The following is a 19,107-nucleotide window of genomic DNA, read 5'->3' on the forward strand; positions in this document are numbered from 1 at the left end:
ACGGCGCACGCACTGCATGGCAGTACCCGTCTTTCGTTTTGCCCCGAGCCCCAACGGGCCGCTGCACCTCGGCCATGCGCTGTCGGCGCTGACGGGCTTCGACATGGCGCGGCGCGCGGGTGGCCGCTTCCTGGTGCGCGTCGAGGACATCGACGTCACCCGCTGCCGCGAGGAGCACGTTACCGGTATCTTCGACGATCTCGCCTGGCTGGGCATCGCCTGGGAGGAGCCGGTGCTGCGCCAGTCGCAGCACTTCGCCGTTTACGCGAAGGCGGCACAACGGCTCGAGGCGCAGGGGCTGCTCTATCCGTGCTTTGCCTCGCGCAGCGAGATCGAGGCGGCGGCAGTGCCGGGCGCGGTCGATCCGGACGGAGCCGCGCTCTATCCGGGCCTGCACAAGGGCCTGCGGCCTGACGAGATCGAAGACCGGATGCGCAACGGCGAGCGGTTCGCGCTGCGCATCGACATGGCCCGGGCGCTGGCCAAGGCAACGGAGCGGCTGGCCGGCGCGCCGCTGACCTTCACTGAGCTCGACGCCGAGGGTGTGAGGGAGGTCACCGAGGCAAGACCGGAGCGCTGGGGCGACGCCGTGATCCTGCGCAAGGATGTCCCGGCGAGCTACCACCTTGCCGTGGTCGTCGACGACGCGCGGCAGGCCATCACGCACGTGACGCGGGGGCGCGATCTCTACGCGGCGACCGACCTGCACCGTCTGCTGCAGGTGCTGCTCGGCCTGCCCGAGCCGCGCTATCACCACCACCGGCTGCTGACCGACGCAGATGGCCGCAAACTGGCGAAGAGCGCCCGCGATACTGGCCTCGGCGAGTTGCGCGCTTCCGGCTCGTCCGCCACGGACGTGCGCCGCATGCTCGGGCTATCCTGAGTCGGGCTTCTTTCACAGCACCTTGGCTGGCGCATCCTCGCCCGCAATCGCCGCTGAGAGCGACAAGCGCATGCCCAGACAACACAAACTTGGTTTGGTTAGCTCTTTGCTAACGTTTGTCTGAAAACATTACGCAATAGGTGCAGAGGCATCAGTCGCGCAAAGAACACACCATGCGAGCATACACAGAGAACCTATTGGCAAATCTGACGAATAAGTTCAGCCTTCTCGCCATGCCGGCCGTGAATGCCGTATCGCGTGCGCTTCATGAGCTCGTGCCGGCGGCAAATGCTCATGCAACCCGAATGCAGAACGCGATGACGGCCCGCATCACAATGCTCCGCAACTTTTTCGCCTACGGCACACTGGCCGGCAGCCTATGGACCAGCCTGGCGCTGGGCGACGTTCCGGCGCGCGCGCCGAGCGCTGCGTCGCGGTCTGTCGAGCCGCTGGGGCTGACGGTCGAGGACTGCTGGCGCCGGGCGACCGGTGTGATCACCGCGGCGCTGGCGAGCTTCGAGCGGGTCAAGAGCCTGCACGCGGCCGCGGCCCGGCAGCTCGACTCTGCCGACTATGCCCTGACCCAGCTGCTGAACGATCTGCGTCCGGCCATGGCGCTCCCGGCGGACGTCTCCGGCCTGCGGGCGATCCTCGCCGAGGCCGATCGCCCCTCGCCCGAGCGCTACCGCAAGGCGCTCGCCGCCTAATTCGGCTTGCCGATCGAGCCGGTCTGATCGGCGGCGGAGATCTTCGTCGCCTCGAAGCTCGCCGGTGCGGCATCGACTACTGTCGCGCCGAACTTCTGCACCTCGAGCACCGCAAGTCCGCGCTCGCTCAACCCGTTGGGCTGGAAGCGCACGATGCCGTCGACGCCCGAGAAGCCGTTGGTGCGCGTCAGGTTCGCCTGGGTGAAGCGGCTGCCGGGCGGGTTGGTCGACAGGCCGATGGCGAAGCCCACCGCGTCGTAGGCGACGGAGGCGATACGCGGCGGGGCCGTGCCGAAGGTCTTGGCGAAGCGCTCGGCGAACGAGCGCCAGGCGAGCGGGTCGGAGCCCGGATACCAGCCGCCGATAAATGCGGTTTCGCGGCTGATCGCGGGGTAGTCCCAGGCGCTGGTGCCGAGCAGCTTCACCTTGGTGGTGTCGAGCCCCGAGTAGGCGATCACCGGCCCGATCTTCGGCAACGAGTCCTGCCCGCCGGGGAGGAACAGTGCGTCGACCGGCGCGGCTTGCGCCTCGGCGGCCTTGATGGCCTCGACAACGCGCTTGGCCGGCGCCAGCATGCCGTTGGCGGCTAGAGGGTAGCGCTCGACCACCGACACCGTGCCGCCGTTGTTCTGCACCGAGCGGCGGAAAGCGGCCTCGATCACGGCGCCATAGGCGTCGTCCGGGATGAGCGCGGCGAAGCGGCGCTTCCCGTTCGCGGCGGCGAACGAGATAATCCGCTCGGCCTCCTGCTCGGCGAGGAAGTTGACGAGGTAGACGCCCTGGCCGGCGACCGCGCTGTTGTTGGAGAAGGTGAGCACCGGCACGTTGGCCTGCCGCGCGACGGGGGCGACGCCGGTCACGGCCTGCGACAGCAGCGGCCCGACGATGATCTCGGCGCCTTCCTTGATGGCCGCATCGGCCGCGGCGCGGGCGCCGGCGGCGGTGCCGCCATCGTCCTTGGTAATCAGCTCGACATTCGGGTCGTTGAGCTCGAACAGCGCCATCTCGGCGCCTTGCTTCAGGTTCTTGGCGATGGCCGCGGTCTCGCCCATGCCACCCATCGGCAAGAGCAGCGCGATCTTGACCGGCGCGCGGATTTGACCTTGGCTTTGTCCCGGTGCCGGTGCGAGCGCAGCCGTAGGCGGCTCGGCGGAACCGCCACCGGTCGAGCAGCCGGCGAGCAGGATGGCGAGCATAGCCATGGCGCCGGCGCGCTTGCGCCCGCTCGCCGTGGCTTGCTGCAGCCCGATCCGCGTCAAGTTTGGCCCCCCGTGCGCCTGCCCTGCTCCTGGCGCAAAGTGGCTCCGGCGGCAGGAACAGTGTAACGACTCACTCCTGACTGGTAGACCGTCGATAACCTGTCGAAAAGTGCCTACCCGCAACTATCCTAAACAATCGACGCCGCAGGCAAAAAAGAGTTTGGCCAGCATGAGCGGAGCCGAGGCAAATCCGAGCGCGATCATGGCCTCCGCCGCCGACGAGATCGGGCGGCACCTGAAGGCCGATCTGGCCCCGGGCCTCTACGTCGTCGCCACGCCCATCGGCAACCTCGGCGACATCACGCTGCGCGCCATCGCCGTGCTGGCGCGCGCCGACGTCGTGCTGTGCGAGGACACGCGCCACAGCCGCACGCTGCTCGCCCATTTCGCCATCGGCACGCCGACAAGGCCTTACCATGAGCACAACGCGGCGAAGGAGCGGCCGCGTGTTCTCGCCAACCTCAGCGAGGGCAAGCGCATTGCGCTCATCTCCGACGCGGGAACCCCGCTCATTTCCGATCCGGGCTGGAAGCTGGTGCGCGACGCGATCGACGCCGGACACCGGGTCGAGGCGCTGCCGGGCGCCTCGGCGGCGCTAACGGCGCTCGCCGTCGGCGGTTTGCCGACGGATGCGTTCCTGTTCGCCGGCTTCCTGCCGCCAAAGAGCGCGGCGCGGCGGACGCGCATCGCCGAGCTTGCGGCGGCGCCGGCGACGCTCGTGTTCTTCGAGGCGCCGTCGCGCGTGGCGGAGGCGGTCGCCGACCTCGCCGCCGTGCTCGGGCCGCGCCCGGCGGCGCTGGCGCGCGAGCTCACCAAATTGCACGAGGAGGTGCGGCGTGCGCCGCTCGATCAGCTCGCCGCCGAGCTCGATGGGAAGACGATGAAGGGCGAGGCGGTGATCCTGGTCGGCCCGCCGCTCGCCGCAGACGTCAGCGACGAGGACATTGTGGGTCGCCTCATTCCTGCGCTTGGCGACATGAGCTTGCGTGATGCGGCGAAGCTTATTGCGGATATCCTTGGCGTCCCCAAGGGCCGCGTCTACGACCTGGGCATCAAGCTGCGCAAGGAGCTGTGATGCCATCAGCGCCGCCCCGCCGGCTTCCGGGAACCGACGAGCGGCGGGCGCGGTTGCGGCGCGGGCGGTTCGCCGAGCTCATCGCCGCCGCGGCGCTGATGGCCAAGGGTTATCGCATCCTCGGGCGCAACGTGAAGACGCGCGCCGGCGAGATCGACATCATCGCCGTGCGCGGCAAGCGTCTGGCGTTCGTTGAGGTGAAGCGGCGGCTGACGCGCACGGATGCCGAGGCGGCCGTCTCCGGGCAGCAGGCGGCGCGCATCCGCAATGCCGCCGACTATTGGCTGGCGTACCGGCCGCGCTATCACGGCCACGAGCAGGGCTACGATCTCGTGCTGCTTATCCCGCGCCGCTGGCCCCGCCACATCCCGAACGGGCTTTAGAGTTCCGTGCAGCCAATGTGGGCTCTCGATCCGACCGCACGCTTTGGAGAAGTGTTGTTGGGGCCAGCCATTGGGACGCACTTCACGCCAAGTTCCAAACGCAGCGCATCAACCACAGCGAAGCGTATTCGCTCAATGAAGCCTGCACGGACCAAGCTGAAAGTTTTTTAGCTCGCCTGCGCCGGATGGTGGACGGGCAGCACCATCACGTCTCGCCGCGCCAACTGCATCAGTACGCTGCACACGGCTTGACGGAAGATCACCGGCGGCTAGAAAACGGTACGCTGACCAAGCGCGTCATTTCGCTTGCGATGACGTATCCGGTTTCGAGGGCGTAGAAGGGGTATTGGCAGCGGGGGAAGTGATAGATAGCTGCCATATCGCAACTATCAATGCCGCCAGCCCTATCAGGGTCGCGGAACCGATCGTGATCAGCTTAGTGATCCGCTCTTCGCGAGCAAGGCCGCGCATAACAGGTTCGGAACTCTTGAACTTTCGGTAGAGCGCCACGAGCGGCGGCATATTCACAGACTCTATGGCCACATAGAGTTTATCACGGTCGCTTCGCATCCCGCGCGAAGAGGCGACTACCTCCTGCGCTTTACCTAGCTCGTCATAGAGCGCGCTGAACTCCGGAAAACCGACCGTGAGCGCGCTGTAACCGAGCTTGCTCGTGACTGCGTCCAAGTGAGTGGAGATTTTCGATATGGCCGCATCGATTGCGTCGTGGCGCGCCCTATAACAGTCGAACAGAGCATCGTCCAACAGGGCGCGTATTGCACTCTCGTCTCCCGCCGTGGCACAATTAGCAAGAGCGTCGACAATCCGACGCCCTGCGTACCTCAACTCTTTGACTGCGGGGAAGACTACTTGGTTATTTATCTGTTCCGCGATTTTTATGCTGCTTTCGGCCTTGTCCCATTCGAGCCGAATTTCCTTAAGCTTGTCGGCGAAGTCCGTAATATGAACCATGGTTCGAAACCGTCAGTTTGTGTGCGCGCAAATTAGCGGCGGCGCGGTCGCCCTCAGACCTGAGCTCGTTAAGCTCAGTCTCGTCTATGACATCATCGCCATTTTGGATGCAAACATTTCCGCGAGAAAAGCGCCGGATAATAGATGCCTGCGCCTGCTTCACCGCGTCGTCGTAGTCACGCAGTGACAGCCAGCGAGCTAGCCTGCCCAAGAACATTTTTAAGAACCTCCGATTTGGCGGGCTTATAATCCGAGCCCGCCCCTGTCAAGATTTGGCCTCAAAAGTCACTTGACACCCGCCGGGAATCGCGTCCGCGCGACTATAGTTGACTCGTGAGACCGGTACCACCGGTAGTCGAGCTTCGGTCGAACGATCGTAAAACATGATGTATAACGGCCACTTAAGCGGCCGCGCTCAGAGGACAACCCTGGGATAAGTGGGCCTACCGCCCCGTTCCGGACAAGGTTTCAGCCAAGCGCCGCGGCTGGTACTGACCGACTTGTTGCTCCACCTTCACCCCTCCGCTGTGCCGCGGCCCCCTGAGAGCCACGCCCACCCGCTTAGTTATAAGACGAAGGAGCTTGTCGTCGCCTTGGTCCAATGCTCGTTCGGACATGAGCTGCAAGGCAATGTCGCGGCTCGTTGAAGGCTCTGCGGCCCGACGCAAGATGTTTCGGATCAGGCGCGACATCTGCCCCCCGCTTGGATTGCTACCTAAGTCCGTTAATTCGTGGGGATGCACCATATAGGGTGCTCCGGGACGCAAACCTTTCAGTGAGCCTTCATGCCCCTGCGCGTTGCCTGCCAGATGGACCCGATCGAGCGGATCGACATCCGCGGCGATTCCACCTTCGCCATCCTGCTCGAGGCACAGAAGCGCGGCCACAACCTGTTCTACTACACGCCGCCGAACCTCTCGTTGCACGGCGACAAGCTGCTGGCGCGCGGACATACCCTCGAAGTTCAGGACAAGCAGGGCAGCCACTACAAGCTGACGCGCCCGCGCGTCGAGGACCTGGCGAAGCGCGACGTGGTGCTGCTGCGTCAGGACCCGCCGTTCGACATGGCCTACATCACCACCACGCATCTGCTCGAGCGCATCCATCCGAAGACGCTGGTGGTCAACGACCCGGCGCAGGTGCGCAACGCGCCGGAGAAGATCTTCGTCCTCGATTTCCTCGACCTGATGCCGCCGACCATCGTCACGCGCTCGCTGGAAGACGTGCAGGCGTTCCGCAAGGAGATGGGCGACGTCATCCTGAAGCCGCTTTACGGCAACGGCGGCGCCGCCATCTTCCGCATCGCCAAGGACGACACCAACACAGGCTCGCTGGTCGAGCTGTTCCAGACCGTGTTCCGCGAGCCGTTCATGGTGCAGCAGTACCGGCCGGAGGTGAAGGACGGCGACAAGCGCATCATCCTCGTCGACGGCGAGTTCGCCGGCGCCATCAATCGCGTGCCTCCCGCGGGCGAGACGCGCTCCAACCTGCACGTCGGCGGCACGGCAAAGCCGACCAAGCTGACGAAGCGCGAGGAGGAGATCTGCGCGCGGCTGGGGCCGGAGCTGAAAAGGCGCGGGCTGCTGTTCACCGGCATCGACGTGATCGGGCCGTATCTCACCGAGATCAACGTCACCTCGCCCACCGGCATCCGCCAGGTGAAGCAGTTCGGCGGCGCCGACATCGCGGCGCTGATCTGGGATGCGATCGAGGCGAAGGTCTAGGCGTTCCGATCAGTCGATCGGGGCGCGCTTTTTCCGCTTCTTGACGCTCTTTTTGCCCGACGACTTCGTCGCCGACACTTTCTTCACGGCCGACGGGGCGCCGGGCGTGGCAGCGGCGCCCGAAGTCGCGGCGCTGGCTGTGACCTGCGGCGGTGGTGGCGGCGGCGCCTTGCAGTCGTTGAACTTCGCCAACATTTGCGGGCTGGGGTCGAACCCGCCTACGACCTCGCTCGGATAGTTATCAATGCGGGCGATGGGGAATGACGTCTTCCACGCTCGCGTGCGGAAGCCGTTCTCGAGCATTGCCGCGGCGCGCGCGGTGCGGGCGTTGCTGCTCGACTCGCCCAATATGATAGCGATCAGTTTGCGCCCGTCGCGCGTGGCGCTGGCCGCGAGATTGTAACCCGAAGCGCAGGTGTACCCGGTCTTGATGCCATCGCCGCCGGGGAACGAGGTGAGCAAGGCGTTGTGCGTGCCGATGACGGCCTTGCCGATCGTCGTCTGGGTCAGTGCGTAGAGCGCCGTCTCCTCCGGGAAGTCGCGCAGCAGAGCCTGTGACAATAGCCCCATGTCGCGCGCCGTGGTGACCTGCTGCTCGGCCGGCAGCCCGTGCGGGTTGATGAAATGCGTGTGAGACATGCCGAGTTGCGACGCGGTCTGGTTCATCTGCTTGACGAAGGACGCTTCGTCGCCGCCGAGTGTCTCAGCGATCGCTACGGCGACGTCGTTGGCCGAGCGCATGATCAGCGCGCGCAAGGCCTGATCCATCGTGATGTCCTTGCCGACCTTGAAGCCGAGCCGTGTCGGAGGCTGCTTGAAAGCGGCGGGCGAGATGAAGACTTTCGATTCCTTCGTCGCCCGCTTGTCACGGATGGCGGTGAGCACGAGATAGGCGGTCATCATCTTGGTCAGCGATGCCGGATACCACGGCGCGTCGATGTCCTCGGCGTAGAGGACATGCCCGTCTTGGTAGTCGAACACCAAGGCCGAGCCTGCTACTGCCGGCTGGCCGCAGAAAGCCCAGGCCGCCAGCGCTGCCGTCAACGCGATGCCCACGTCCTTCGCCAAGGCGCCCATTCTCCGCTAAGGCGTTGATTCCCCTTCGGCGCGAGTATGCGCACCTCCGGGGCAATTGTCAGCCCGCTAACGGGCATCCGGCAAAATTGCCCGTAGCCGGACAGTCTGGCCCGCTTGTGGCGCTTAAGGCATCCTTTTGCCAACTGTAAGCATTCTCGGCGTTCAATTTCATGGAGTGACACATGCGCCTCACCCTGGCATTTGCCGCCGCCTGCGCGGCGACCTTGGCGGTGCTCCCCGCCTCGCCGCCGCTTCACGCTGAGGGCCTCAACATTGCCGGGGCACGGATCGTCGACCTCACGCACGCCATCGATCGCGACACAATCTTTTGGCCGACGGAAAAGAAGACATTCGAGCTGGTCGAAGAACACCGCGGCCTGACCGAGCGCGGCTTCTTCTATGCGGCGAACCGGTTCTGCCTGCCCGAGCACGGCGGCACGCACGTCGACGCGCCGTTCCATTTCGCCAAAGAGGGCAAGACGGTCGGCGCGTTGCCGATCGAACGCATGGTGGGACCGGCGGCGTTCATCGACGTGAGCGCCAAGGCGGCGGTCGATGTCGACTATACGTTGCAGCCCGCCGATGTAACGGCGTGGGAGGCGCTCAACGGCAAGATCGCGCCCGGCACCATCGTGCTCCTGCGCACGGGATGGAGCAGCCGCTGGCCGGACAAGCGCGCCTACCTCGGCGACGATACGCCGGGCGATGCGAGCCACCTGCACTTTCCTTCTTACGGGGCGGACGCAGTGCGCCTGCTGATCGCGCGCGGCGTGTCGGTGATCGGTGTCGATACGGCGAGCATCGATAACGGACCGTCGAAAGACTTCCTCGTGCATCGGGCGGCGGGTGCCGCCAACGTCATCGGCGTCGAGAACCTGACGAACCTCGACCAGCTGCCGCCGAAGGGCGCCTGGGTCGTCGCGCTGCCGATGAAGATCGCGCAGGGCACGGGTGCACCGGCGCGCGTCATCGCGCTGCTGCCGCGCTGAAGATGAACCGCAGATAAACGCGAAATAATCGCGCGCCACCGCGACGGAGCGAAGCAACGCGCGGCGTTCCTCTCATGCTGACGCAGAGTGCCGAACGCAACGGCGCCTGACGCAGCAAGAGAGAGATGAGGAGATGATCATGAAGTACTTTCTCGCGATGGCCGTGCTTGCCGCGCCCCTCGCTATGGCTGCGGCTCCCACCCCGGCGGAAGCCGGCCCGCGCGACGGCTACCGCTGCCACATGGTGAAGAAGACCGTGTGGACGTGGGGCAAGAAGCGCTCGAAGTGGGTGCAGGTGTGCAGGCCGCGCTACAGCCACGGCCACCGCGGCCATCGCCACTAACTAAGCCTAACCAGTGACGTTCCGCCCGCATGCGCTTCACCGCACGGCGGGCGGATTCTTTTACAGTGAAGGTTTAGCGCGGGCGCAGCAGAGAGACGGCGCCGGTGAGCGCCGTCAGGCCGCGTTGCTGGAAGTGCGGATGGTCGGCGAGCACATCCTTCGATACGAGGTCGATGCGCCCGTAGCGATCGGAGAACAGGTCGTCGACCATCCTCGGCGAGGTCGCGAACGGCGGTCCGTTCATTTGGCGCTGATCGTAGTCGACGGTGATGAGCAGGATGGGAGCCTTAGGCAGGAGCGCCTTGAGCTTGTCGGCATATTGGTCTTGCATGCTGGCGGGCAGGGCGACGAGCGCGGCGCGGTCGTAGACCCCGGCGACGCCGGCGACGGCCGACTCCGGCAACCCGAAGAAATCGCCGATCCAGATCTCGTATGGACCCGATGACTTGACGGTGAAGTTCGCCTCGTGGCGGACAGTCGGGACCAGCTCGCGCTCGGCGAAAAATTCACCGACCGCCTGCTCGCTCAGCTCGGCGCCGACGACGGCATGTCCATGCTCGGCCAGCCACTGCATGTCGAGGCTTTTGCCGCACAAAGGTACGAACACGCGCGCGCCGGCCGGCACCGCGAGTCGCGACCAGAACTTGTCCAGCGCCGGGTCGAACTGCGGCTGATGAAAGCCGATGTCCTGCGTCTTCCAGCGCTCGAGCCAGAACTCGTGATCCATGCGCCTTGTCCTTCGCTTAGCTGCGATAGTCGGCGTTGATGTCGATGTAGCCGTGCGTCAGATCGCAGGTCCACACCGTCGCGCGCCCATCGCCGATGCCGAGGTCGACGCGCAGGACGATCTCCGGCCGCTGCATGTAGAGCGCGACCTCTTCCTCGCGGTATGTGGGGGCGCGCTCGCCTTCGTGCGCCACGAGAATGTCGCCGAAGCGGATCGACAGCTTGTCGCGGTCGGCCGCCTCGCCCGCCTTGCCGACCGCCATGACGACGCGGCCCCAGTTGGCGTCGCCGCCGGCGATGGCGGTCTTGACCAGCGGCGAGTTGCCGATGGCGAGCCCGATGCGGCGCGCGGCGCGGTCGTCCTCCGCGCCTTCCACTTCGATGGTCACGAACTTGGTGATGCCCTCGCCGTCCTTGGCGACGAGGATGGCAAGCTCGCGCAGCAGGCTGTGCAGGGCGGCGGCGAAATCGGCAATGCGCGGATCGGTCGGCTCGGCGATGCGCGGGCAGTCGCGCTTCTCGGCTTCGCCGGTCGCGAACACGAGCAACGTGTCGCTCGTCGAGGTGTCGCCGTCGATCGTCACGCAGTTGAAGGTGCGGTCGGCGCTGTCGGCGACGAGCGTTTGCAGGGCCGGCGCGGCGATGGGCGCATCGGTGAAGACGAAGCAGAGCATCGTCGCCATGTCCGGCTGGATCATGCCCGCCCCTTTGCAGAAGCCGTTGATCACGACCTCGACGCCGCCGATCTTCGCCGTTCGCGTCGCGAGCTTGGGGAAGGTGTCGGTGGTCATGACGGCGCGCGCTGCGGCGTGCCAGGCGTCGGCCTTCGCTTCGCCCGCGAGCTTGCCGAGGAGATGCGCGAACTTGCCGGCGTCGAGCGGCTCGCCGATGACGCCGGTCGAGGCGATGAACACTTCGCCGGGTGGGCAGCCGACGGCAGCCGCAGCCGCGTCGGCGGTGATCACCACCGTCTCCATACCCTTCTTGCCGGTAAAGGCGTTGGCGTTGCCGGAATTGACGACCAGCGCCCGCGCCTTGCCGTCGCGCAGGCCGATGGCGCACCAATCGACCGGCGCCGAGCGCGTCTTGGAGCGCGTCAGCACGCCGGCCACCTCGGTGCCGGGCGCGAACACGCCGAGCAACAGGTCGGTGCGGCCCTGGTAGCGGATGCCGGCCTCGGCCGTGGCGAAGCGCACGCCCGGCACCAGCGGCACGTCGGGCAGCGAGGCGGGGGCGAACGGTGAGGGTGGGGCGGGCTTGCCCATGGTCGGCTCCGGAGCGTTGCAGGAGATTCGCGCGCGACCTTATCGCGCGCGGCCAATCTTTACGCCACCTCGGGTCGCCAGGCGATGACACCTTCGGTCCGCGCCCGAACCTCGGGCGGCGCCAGGCAGGTGGCTACCGCCTCGTAGCCGGGGGCGCCAGGGTACGGCGCGACGTGGGTCGGTGGGCTGTGATTGGCGGGACAGAGGATGATCGTCTCGTCGGGGCCGATCGCGGCGAGATCGAGTATCGCCGACGACCGCGTGAGCAGGAACAGCGGGCGGCTGCCGGGTTGGTGCCGCCGCAAGTGCGCGATCAGAGCCTCCTGCGTGGCGCGATCCAAGCCCTGCTCCACCATGTCGACGACGATGTATGCCGGGCCTTCCGATTCCAAGCCGACGAGCAACGCCATGAGGGCGTCCGACACCGTCGCGCCGTCCTCGATGAGCCAGGCCAGGGTCCGCTCGATGCGCGCCTTGAGCATCGGATCGGCGGCGAGCCGCGACCGCGCCTCCGCGGCACCATCGGTCGCCCGTTCGAGCCCGAGGAAGATGGCGTCGGGCAACGCCTCCGCAAGGCGCTGCGCAAAACGCGTTTTGCCGCTGCCCAGCGGGCCGATGATGTAGTTCAGCGCGCGAATGTCGCGCAGCTCGAAACGCTCCCCACCCCAGGGCCAGGGAAGGTCGAAGGCAACCTGGACCTCGGTGCCGGCGCGCGTCAGCCGGGCGAGCTCGGCAATTGCCGGCATCTTGCCGTGCGCGATGTCGGCGCGCAGGGCGCGCACCTTTGCCACGGTACCGGCGAGCAAGCGGGCCCGCTCTTCGAGCGTCGCTTGGTGGGCAGCGAGTGCAGGTTCCAGGTCTTGCGCCTCGCCAGCGAGGACGCGCGCAATCTGGGCGAGGCTGAGGCCGAGCGCCCTAAGGGCCGCGACTTCCGCCAGCCGCCCCATCTCTTCTGGACCATAGGCCCGCCAGCCAGCCGCGGTGCGGATGGGCGCAACGAGACCACGCTCTTCGTAGACGCGCAGGGCCTTGGTCGATACGCCGAGCCGATCAGCGGCTTCGGAAGGGCGCAGGTAGTGATCGGATGACCGCACGATTCGGCTCCCCGGTTGCTGGCGCCGTTCTTATCGAGGCGCCCCCAGGGGCCGGGTCAAGCCGCATCTTCGCCAGTATAAGATTGTCCCCGAAACAAATCGGGCCGCTTCTACAAGCGGCCCGATCCCTAAGTCCTCGGGGCAACCCGAGGGTGCCAAACCTGCATGTCCGCGAGCGCCTTTCATTCGGGAGATTCCGCCGACGTTCCCGCACCCAAAAATCGTCATTCCCGCCTGCGCGGGAATGACGTTTGTGTGTGGCAACCTTGGCGAACCCTCCCCCCGATATTTATGCGAAGCATGGCTTCGCCATGCCGCGGGAATGACGTGAAGAGTGGGCGCGGCGCGCACCGCGTCCGCCCTGCGGTTCGCCCGAGGTCTCCGTTGCCTCCAGCAGAAGATTGTCCCCGAAACAAATCGGGCCGCTTCTGCGAGCGGCCCGACCAGGATTCAGTGCGGAGTTCTTTGCTTAGGGCTTGGCGGCCGGCGGGGTTGCGCCCGGTGCCGGCGTGGCCGGGGCGGCGCCAGGGGCCGGAGGGACAGCGGGGGCCGCACCAGGAGCGGCACCCTGCTCGGCAGCCTTCTTGGCGGCTTCCATGGCTTCGGCCTGCTGCTTCTTCTGGTCCTCGACCATCTTCTTGATGCCGGCGTCGACGTAGTCGACCTTCGCCTTGCCGCGCAGCTCGGCGGATTTCTCCTGCGCCTTGCGGACGGCGAGCGAGTTCATGATCGTGTCCTTCACCTGCTCGAAGGCCGGCGGCGGCTTCTGGCGGCGATCCTCGAGCTTGATGATGTGCCAGCCGAACTGGGTCTTCACCGGCTCGGACAGCTCGCCCTTCTGCATCTTGGCGACTTGCGTCTCAAACTCGGGCACCATCTGGCCCAAGCCGAAGTAGCCGAGCAGACCGCCTTGTGCAGCCGAGCCCTTGTCGGTCGAGCTCTCCTTGGCGATCACGGCGAAATCGGCGCCGCCGGCGATCTTGGCGCGCAGCTCCTTCGCCTTCTCCTCGCTGTCGACGAGGATATGGCGCGCGGCGAACTCCCACTCGGGCTTCAACTCAGCGACGCGCGCGTTGTAGATCTTCTTCGCCTCGTCCTCGCTGACGGTGCCCTTCAACGTCTTCTCGAAGAACTGCTCGCGCAGGGCGCGAATGCGCAAGTACGCCATGTACTTCGCGAACTCGGGAGAGTCCTGAAGCTTGGCGGCCTCGGCAGCGTTGGCGAACAGCTGATTGTCGATGAGGTATTCGACGAGCGCGCGCCGCTTCACTTCCGGCTGCAGCTGGGCGAGCTCCTGGCCGATCTCGCTCTCGGCGAGCTTTAGGTCGCCTTCGGTGATGTTCTTGCCGTCGACCGTGGCGACGACCGTATCGTTGGATGCAGTCTGCGCAAAAGCGGCGGTGCCATGCGCCGCGAGTGCGGCTGCGGCGATGAGAGCGAAGCCCGCAAGGGCGCGCATATTCGGAACAACTCGATACATGCCTGATCTCTGATTGGTTGGCGGGCCGAAAGGAGGCGACGGCGCCCGCGCGCTGCACGTTGGTGCAACTGGAAACGGGCGTAGCCGGCCGGCTGCGGGCCCATGGATAGTGGGCCAAGCTGCGGCTGCCAAGTTAAGAATTCGACAGTTGGCGAGGCATTTTTCGCCGATTCATCGGGCTCTAGGACGGTTTCCAATGCGTTGACAAGCCTAGGGTGCGGTCCTTATCTCTCCCCCGCGGCCGAACTCCATGCGTGATGGGCGTTTATAACGCCCATCGCGGCCGTCTGCTGTATGCGGATCCTGTCACACGCGATGATCTTGACGGCCACCCGGCGCGAGCAGGTCTACCCGCAACGCCATGCCACTACCTCCCGGCACCAGCCCGGAATTTAGGGAACATTTGAATGCTTTCGACGATCGGCGGATTCGCGGCGAAGATTTTCGGCTCATCGAACGAGCGCCGAGTGAGGGGTTACCAACCGCGCGTCGAAGCGATCAATGCCCTCGAGGATGACGTAGCCCGGCTCACCGACGACGAGCTGCGGATGCGCACCGACAAATTCCGCCACCAGCTCGCCGAGGGCGCCTCGCTCGACGACATCCTCGTCCCCGCCTTCGCGACGGTGCGCGAGGGCGCCAAGCGCACGCTCGGCCAGCGCCACTTCGACGTGCAGCTTATCGGCGGCATGGTGCTGCACGAGGGCAAGATCGCCGAGATGAAGACGGGCGAAGGCAAGACGCTCGTCGCCACGCTGCCCGTGTATCTCAATGCGCTCGCCGGCAAGGGCGTGCACGTCGTCACCGTCAACGACTACCTGGCGCAACGCGACTCCGAGTGGATGGGTCAGGTCTACAAGTTCCTCGGCCTCACCGTCGGTGTCATCGTGCACGGCATCGACGACGAGGAGCGCAAGGCGGCCTATGCCTGCGACGTGACCTACGGCACCAACAACGAGCTCGGCTTCGACTACCTGCGCGACAACATGAAGATGGACAAGGAGGAGATGGTCCAGCGCGGCCACTCGTTCGCCATCGTCGACGAGGTGGACTCGATCCTGATCGACGAGGCGCGCACGCCGCTCATCATCTCCGGTCCGCTCGAGGACAAGGCCGACCTCTATCAGGCGGTCGACGAGATCATTCCGGTGCTCGGCGCCGAGGACTTCGAGCTCGACGAGAAGCAGCGGCAGGTGTCGCTCACCGAGGCGGGCAACGAGCGCTTCGAGGGCATCCTCGCCGAGCGCGGCCTGATGAAGGGCTCGCTGTACGACATAGAGAACGTCTCGCTCGTGCATCACGTCAACTCGGCGCTCAAGGCGCACAAGTTGTTCCTGCGCGACCGCGACTACATCGTGAAGGGCGGCCAGGTCGTCATCATCGACGAGTTCACCGGCCGCATGATGCCGGGCCGGCGCTATTCGGAGGGCCTGCACCAGGCTCTAGAGGCCAAGGAGCACGTCGAGATCCAGCCCGAGAACCAGACGCTGGCCTCGATCACCTTCCAGAACTATTTCCGCCTCTACAAGAAGCTCGCCGGCATGACCGGCACGGCCTCCACTGAGGCGAGCGAGTTCCTCGACATCTACGGCCTCGACGTGGTCGAGATCCCGACCAACATGCCCGTCGGCCGCGCCGACGAGGACGACGAGATCTACCGGACGGCGAAGGAGAAGTACGCCGCCATCGTCCAGACCATCGCCGACTGCCGCCGCCGCAACCAGCCGATCCTGGTCGGCACCGTGTCGATCGAGAAGTCGGAGCAGCTCTCCGCGCTCCTCAAGGACAAGAAGTACATCGCCGAGCTCGGCCGCAACGCGCTGGCGCTCGCCGACAAGATGAAGGGCCCGAAAGAGCAGGACATCAAGGACTACCTGTCCGACATCGGCTCCTATCTGGTCGAGATGGGCACGCGCACCAAAGGCAACGCCGACCCGATCCCGCACCAGGTGCTCAACGCCCGTTACCACGAGCAGGAAGCGTTCATCGTCGCCCAGGCGGGCGTGCCGGGTGGCGTCACCATCGCCACCAACATGGCCGGCCGCGGCACCGACATTCAGCTCGGCGGCAACGCCGAGGCCCGGCTCAAGGAGTGGGTCGCCGCCGAGCGCGAGGCCGGCCGCGAGCCCGAAGAGGCCGAGATCGCCAAAAAGCGGGAGGCGCTGCAGGCCGACGTCGCCGAGAAGAAGAAGCAGGCACTGGAAGCCGGCGGCCTCTACGTGCTCGCCACCGAGCGCCACGAAAGCCGGCGCATCGACAACCAGCTGCGCGGCCGTTCCGGCCGTCAGGGCGACCCCGGCCGTTCCAAGTTCTATCTGGCGCTCGACGACGATCTGATGCGCATCTTCGGCTCCAACCGCATGGACAGCGTCCTGAAGACGCTCGGACTGCAGGATGGCGAGGCGATCACCCACCCGTGGATGAACAAGTCGCTCGAGATGGCGCAGAAGAAGGTCGAGGCGCGCAACTTCGACATCCGCAAGCAGATCCTCAAGTACGACGACGTGATGAACGATCAGCGCAAGGTCATATTCGAGCAGCGCATCGACATCATGCACGAGGAGGATGTCTCCGATACCGTCAAGGATATGCGCCACCAGCTGGTGCAGGAGCTGGTGCGCACGCACATCCCCGAGTCGGCCTACGCCGAGCAGTGGAACACGGCGGCGCTGCGCGAGGCGATCAACGGCGTGTTCGGCATCGACCTGCCGATCGCCGAATGGGCCGACGAGGAAGGCATCGCCGATCAGGAAATCGCCGAGCGCATCCTGAAGGAGGTCGACGAGAAGGCGGCCCGCAAGGCGACCGAGCTCGGAGAGAACAACGTCCGCCAGATCGAGAAGATGGTGCTCCTGCAGACGCTCGACCACCTGTGGCGCGAGCATCTCGTCACGCTCGAGCATCTGCGGCAGGTCATCGGCTTCCGCGCCTACGGCCAGCGCGATCCGCTCAATGAGTACAAGAGCGAGGCGTTCGTGCTGTTCGAGGCGATGCTCGCCAACCTGCGCGAGGCCGTCACCGGCCAGCTGATGCACGTCGAGCTTGCCTCGCCCGAGGCGCAGGGCGGCATGCAGCCGGTCGAACTGCCGGAAATGTACGCCAGCCACATCGATCCGTTCTCCGGCCTCGACGAGCTGGCGCTGGCCGACGCGGCGATCGCTGCCGAGCAGCGCGGGCCGAGCGGTCCGGCACCCGACCGCCGGCCGCCGCTGCAGACGCGCAAGGCGCCGACCGCGGTCAATCCGACGGACCCGGCGACCTGGGGCCGCGTGGCGCGCAACGCGCTCTGCCCGTGCGGCTCGGGCAAGAAGTACAAGCACTGCCACGGCAAGGCGGATTAGACCTGCCGTCCACAAATCGGTAGGCCGCCGCGAGGGGGGTAGCGGCCGTGGTCCGCAATCCGGCTCTAGGCCGCATCATCTCGGCGCCACAATGAATCCCGCAGGTTAGTCCGCGCGCCGCGAGGCTTGGACCATGATGCGCCGTTTGGCCCGTGTCTGACGACCTATGGAGAGGCCAATGCTTCGAGAGGAGAACTAATCTCTTGCAGCAACGATCGCGCCTTCTCGATGTCGTCTACATCGTCGGCCTTCTCACCGCCGCCGCTCTGCCGAGTTCGATCGGATCCTTGGCGGCGGAGCAGCCGTCGGATGTTCCGGCCTGGTTATGGGCTCATATCGGAGATGGCGACGGTCAAATCGCCCCCGTAGTCCTCGAAAGGGCACGCGCGCTCCACCTGCGGAAGACGCGCGAGGGCGTGGCCAAGAATCCCTGCTACTTCGCCATGGATGCAACCCGCCCCCACGCCTTGGGCAATGCAGGGCGCCGGTTTTACGTCATCTGCGAGGCCGATCGGTCGTTCCGCGCGATGTCGTCCGGTCACGGCGGCGGCCGCCGTCTCCCCGGCATCGGAAATTTCGCCAACGGCAAACGGTGCGCGAAGAATTTCGGCAATGCGATGGGCTCCAGGCTGACGACCGGCGGAGCCTACGTAACGAGTGAGCAGATCACGTCCTTCAAGGGCTATTACCCCGTATCGGGAGGACGGCACGCGGCGCTGGTACGCTCGTTCGTGCAGTTTGACGGCGAAGGCGAAACTGCAAACGCCCGACCGCGCGAGATCGGTGGTCACGCGGCCGTACTGCTGAGGGGAATGTGTCTTCGCAAAAAGCCGGACAGCCCGTACGCCGACCAGAAGGGCTACGTTCCGTTCGGGACGGTGGAGAACTACGCCGACGGGCGCAGCAGCGGCTGCACCAGTTGGTCGCCGGCGGACGCCGAGCAAATCGTCGCCATGTTGAAGGACAAGCCGGCAGCGCTCTACGTCTATCCGGAATCATCGGACATCGACGCCGTCATCCAAGCGGTGAAGGCTCGCCGGTCGCCGTCGGGCGCCGGATTGTATTGGAACGCCTCCTGCTTGAGAGAAATCCGCTCCCCGAAGTTTTGGTCAAAGGAGACCCTCGAGCCGATCCTTGCGCGCTACGAAAAGAACCACCCGCCGCCGCCGCCGCGGCCAACGCCGATTTGTACGCGGTGAGACTGGCAGCGGCGCGCGGCAGGATGGAGCTGGCAGTTCTTGCGCCGAGATCACTTCTTCGAGCGGTCGCGCTGCAGCGCTTCTAGGTGCTCGGCGTAGGCGTCGAGAAAGTGCTTCCGGGAAGCAGTTCCTCTCTCACCATCGAGCTTTCGTGGAACCTGAATGGCAATCTGCTCTGAGCCTTCAGCGAAGGTCGTCGCGCCCTCGAAAGTCATAGAACTCCCCCCTACAGCTACCCGCGCAGCACGAATAGGACGGGACGCGCGACCAAGGCCAGTGGCGATCGCGCCCAATCCACGGCGCGGAATCCGCCGTGGGCACGCGAGGCGCGGCGCTTGACTGTGTCGTGATCGCCGCCCTTCTGCATAAGGCGGCATATCCCTTCAGCCTCGGTCCACCACGCACGGCCGTACGGCGAGTGGGCTAGAGATGACGACCATTCCCGTCTACTGCCCTACCGCGTCGAGGACCGGGGACACCGGCTGTGCGAGGCGATAGATGACGTACCGCTTGATGACGTGGGTGCCGCGCCGGCGGACGGCGGAGCCGACAAGGCTCACGTCGGAGAAGCGGCGCTTCAGCGCGACGGA

Annotated in this window: 18 protein-coding genes; 10 read left to right on the forward strand and 8 right to left on the reverse strand. The window is 65.8% G+C overall.

What is annotated here, in order from left to right:
* The first annotated feature begins 16 nt into the window (after window positions 1–16).
* Both gluQRS and GIW81_RS12130 read left to right on the forward strand, forming a co-directional pair.
* Window positions 17–883, forward strand: a complete 867-nt coding sequence (gene gluQRS / locus GIW81_RS12125) for a tRNA glutamyl-Q(34) synthetase GluQRS (protein ID WP_154739424.1) — start codon at window positions 17–19, stop codon at window positions 881–883.
* 317 nt (window positions 884–1,200) lie between these two features.
* A complete protein-coding gene (locus GIW81_RS12130) occupies window positions 1,201–1,590 on the forward strand; it encodes a hypothetical protein (protein WP_154739425.1) in 390 nt (129 codons plus the stop codon).
* On the opposite strand, the gene GIW81_RS12135 is transcribed toward GIW81_RS12130, so the two are convergent.
* The gene (locus tag GIW81_RS12135) at window positions 1,587–2,849 is read right to left on the reverse strand and encodes a penicillin-binding protein activator (RefSeq protein WP_154739426.1); all 1,263 of its coding nucleotides are present in this window, start codon (window positions 2,847–2,849) and stop codon (window positions 1,587–1,589) included. The two genes, GIW81_RS12130 and GIW81_RS12135, sit on opposite strands and share 4 nt — an antisense overlap.
* Window positions 2,850–3,018: 169 nt before the next feature.
* On the opposite strand from GIW81_RS12135, the gene rsmI reads away from it, so the two are divergent.
* Genes rsmI through GIW81_RS12150 form a run of 3 tightly spaced genes read left to right on the forward strand, consistent with a single transcriptional unit; the run spans window position 3,019 to window position 4,645 of the window.
* Window positions 3,019–3,924, forward strand: a complete 906-nt coding sequence (rsmI, locus tag GIW81_RS12140; protein WP_154739427.1) for a 16S rRNA (cytidine(1402)-2'-O)-methyltransferase — start codon at window positions 3,019–3,021, stop codon at window positions 3,922–3,924.
* Window positions 3,924–4,307: a YraN family protein gene (locus GIW81_RS12145; RefSeq protein ID WP_154739428.1), complete on the forward strand. Its 384-nt coding sequence runs from the start codon at window positions 3,924–3,926 to the stop codon at window positions 4,305–4,307. Before rsmI ends, GIW81_RS12145 begins: the two co-directional genes overlap by 1 nt.
* Window positions 4,308–4,324: 17 nt before the next feature.
* A complete protein-coding gene (locus GIW81_RS12150) occupies window positions 4,325–4,645 on the forward strand; it encodes a transposase (RefSeq protein WP_195930522.1) in 321 nt (106 codons plus the stop codon).
* Here GIW81_RS12150 and GIW81_RS12155 read toward each other — a convergent pair.
* Window positions 4,605–5,279, reverse strand: a complete 675-nt coding sequence (locus GIW81_RS12155; protein WP_154739430.1) for a hypothetical protein — start codon at window positions 5,277–5,279, stop codon at window positions 4,605–4,607. The genes GIW81_RS12150 and GIW81_RS12155 overlap by 41 nt on opposite strands.
* A 785-nt stretch (window positions 5,280–6,064) precedes the next feature.
* On the opposite strand from GIW81_RS12155, the gene gshB reads away from it, so the two are divergent.
* Window positions 6,065–7,003, forward strand: coding sequence for a glutathione synthase (gene gshB, locus GIW81_RS12160; RefSeq protein WP_154739431.1), 939 nt, complete (start codon window positions 6,065–6,067; stop codon window positions 7,001–7,003).
* A gap of 9 nt (window positions 7,004–7,012) precedes the next feature.
* Here gshB and GIW81_RS12165 read toward each other — a convergent pair whose 3' ends face one another.
* Window positions 7,013–8,071, reverse strand: coding sequence for a D-alanyl-D-alanine carboxypeptidase family protein (locus GIW81_RS12165; protein ID WP_195930523.1), 1,059 nt, complete (start codon window positions 8,069–8,071; stop codon window positions 7,013–7,015).
* Window positions 8,072–8,262: 191 nt separating this feature from the next.
* On the opposite strand from GIW81_RS12165, the gene GIW81_RS12170 reads away from it, so the two are divergent.
* Both GIW81_RS12170 and GIW81_RS12175 read left to right on the forward strand, forming a co-directional pair.
* Entirely contained in the window at window positions 8,263–9,069 is an 807-nt protein-coding gene (locus tag GIW81_RS12170) for a cyclase family protein (RefSeq protein ID WP_154739433.1), read from the forward strand.
* 139 nt (window positions 9,070–9,208) lie between these two features.
* On the forward strand, window positions 9,209–9,412 hold the full coding sequence (locus GIW81_RS12175) for a hypothetical protein (protein ID WP_154739434.1): 204 nt from the start codon (window positions 9,209–9,211) through the stop codon (window positions 9,410–9,412).
* Between the two features lie 73 nt (window positions 9,413–9,485).
* Here the strand turns inward: GIW81_RS12175 and GIW81_RS12180 are convergent, their stop codons facing one another.
* The 4 genes from GIW81_RS12180 to GIW81_RS12195 form a co-directional block, all read right to left on the reverse strand.
* Window positions 9,486–10,139 (reverse strand): thiopurine S-methyltransferase, encoded by a 654-nt coding sequence (locus GIW81_RS12180; protein WP_154739435.1) that lies wholly within the window; start codon window positions 10,137–10,139, stop codon window positions 9,486–9,488.
* Between the two features lie 16 nt (window positions 10,140–10,155).
* The gene (gene argJ / locus GIW81_RS12185; protein WP_154739436.1) at window positions 10,156–11,403 is read right to left on the reverse strand and encodes a bifunctional glutamate N-acetyltransferase/amino-acid acetyltransferase ArgJ; all 1,248 of its coding nucleotides are present in this window, start codon (window positions 11,401–11,403) and stop codon (window positions 10,156–10,158) included.
* A gap of 59 nt (window positions 11,404–11,462) precedes the next feature.
* Entirely contained in the window at window positions 11,463–12,497 is a 1,035-nt protein-coding gene (locus GIW81_RS12190; protein WP_324614994.1) for a MerR family transcriptional regulator, read from the reverse strand.
* Between the two features lie 469 nt (window positions 12,498–12,966).
* Window positions 12,967–13,977: a peptidylprolyl isomerase gene (locus GIW81_RS12195; RefSeq protein ID WP_229309156.1), complete on the reverse strand. Its 1,011-nt coding sequence runs from the start codon at window positions 13,975–13,977 to the stop codon at window positions 12,967–12,969.
* 407 nt (window positions 13,978–14,384) lie between these two features.
* Between GIW81_RS12195 and secA the strand changes: the two genes are divergently transcribed.
* Entirely contained in the window at window positions 14,385–17,318 is a 2,934-nt protein-coding gene (gene secA / locus GIW81_RS12200; RefSeq protein ID WP_154739437.1) for a preprotein translocase subunit SecA, read from the forward strand.
* Between the two features lie 203 nt (window positions 17,319–17,521).
* The gene (locus GIW81_RS12205) at window positions 17,522–18,517 is read left to right on the forward strand and encodes a hypothetical protein (protein ID WP_154739438.1); all 996 of its coding nucleotides are present in this window, start codon (window positions 17,522–17,524) and stop codon (window positions 18,515–18,517) included.
* A gap of 50 nt (window positions 18,518–18,567) precedes the next feature.
* Here the strand turns inward: GIW81_RS12205 and GIW81_RS12210 are convergent, their stop codons facing one another.
* Window positions 18,568–18,732: a hypothetical protein gene (locus tag GIW81_RS12210; protein ID WP_154739439.1), complete on the reverse strand. Its 165-nt coding sequence runs from the start codon at window positions 18,730–18,732 to the stop codon at window positions 18,568–18,570.
* Between the last annotated feature and the right edge of the window lie 375 nt (window positions 18,733–19,107).

This window comes from Hyphomicrobium album (assembly GCF_009708035.1).
In the GTDB taxonomy this organism is placed as follows: domain Bacteria; phylum Pseudomonadota; class Alphaproteobacteria; order Rhizobiales; family Hyphomicrobiaceae; genus Hyphomicrobium_A; species Hyphomicrobium_A album.

Coding starts and splice junctions, on each gene's coding strand:
- GIW81_RS12130 (WP_154739425.1), top strand. CDS start 1,201: ATGACGGCCCGCATCACAATGCTCCGCAACTTTTTCGCCTACGGCACA.
- secA (WP_154739437.1), top strand. CDS start 14,385: ATGCTTTCGACGATCGGCGGATTCGCGGCGAAGATTTTCGGCTCATCG.
- gluQRS (WP_154739424.1), top strand. CDS start 17: ATGGCAGTACCCGTCTTTCGTTTTGCCCCGAGCCCCAACGGGCCGCTG.
- rsmI (WP_154739427.1), top strand. CDS start 3,019: ATGAGCGGAGCCGAGGCAAATCCGAGCGCGATCATGGCCTCCGCCGCC.
- GIW81_RS12170 (WP_154739433.1), top strand. CDS start 8,263: ATGCGCCTCACCCTGGCATTTGCCGCCGCCTGCGCGGCGACCTTGGCG.
- GIW81_RS12180 (WP_154739435.1), bottom strand. CDS start 10,139: ATGGATCACGAGTTCTGGCTCGAGCGCTGGAAGACGCAGGACATCGGC.
- GIW81_RS12195 (WP_229309156.1), bottom strand. CDS start 13,977: ATGTATCGAGTTGTTCCGAATATGCGCGCCCTTGCGGGCTTCGCTCTC.
- argJ (WP_154739436.1), bottom strand. CDS start 11,403: ATGGGCAAGCCCGCCCCACCCTCACCGTTCGCCCCCGCCTCGCTGCCC.
- GIW81_RS12210 (WP_154739439.1), bottom strand. CDS start 18,732: ATGACTTTCGAGGGCGCGACGACCTTCGCTGAAGGCTCAGAGCAGATT.
- GIW81_RS12155 (WP_154739430.1), bottom strand. CDS start 5,279: ATGGTTCATATTACGGACTTCGCCGACAAGCTTAAGGAAATTCGGCTC.
- GIW81_RS12175 (WP_154739434.1), top strand. CDS start 9,209: ATGAAGTACTTTCTCGCGATGGCCGTGCTTGCCGCGCCCCTCGCTATG.
- GIW81_RS12145 (WP_154739428.1), top strand. CDS start 3,924: ATGCCATCAGCGCCGCCCCGCCGGCTTCCGGGAACCGACGAGCGGCGG.
- gshB (WP_154739431.1), top strand. CDS start 6,065: ATGCCCCTGCGCGTTGCCTGCCAGATGGACCCGATCGAGCGGATCGAC.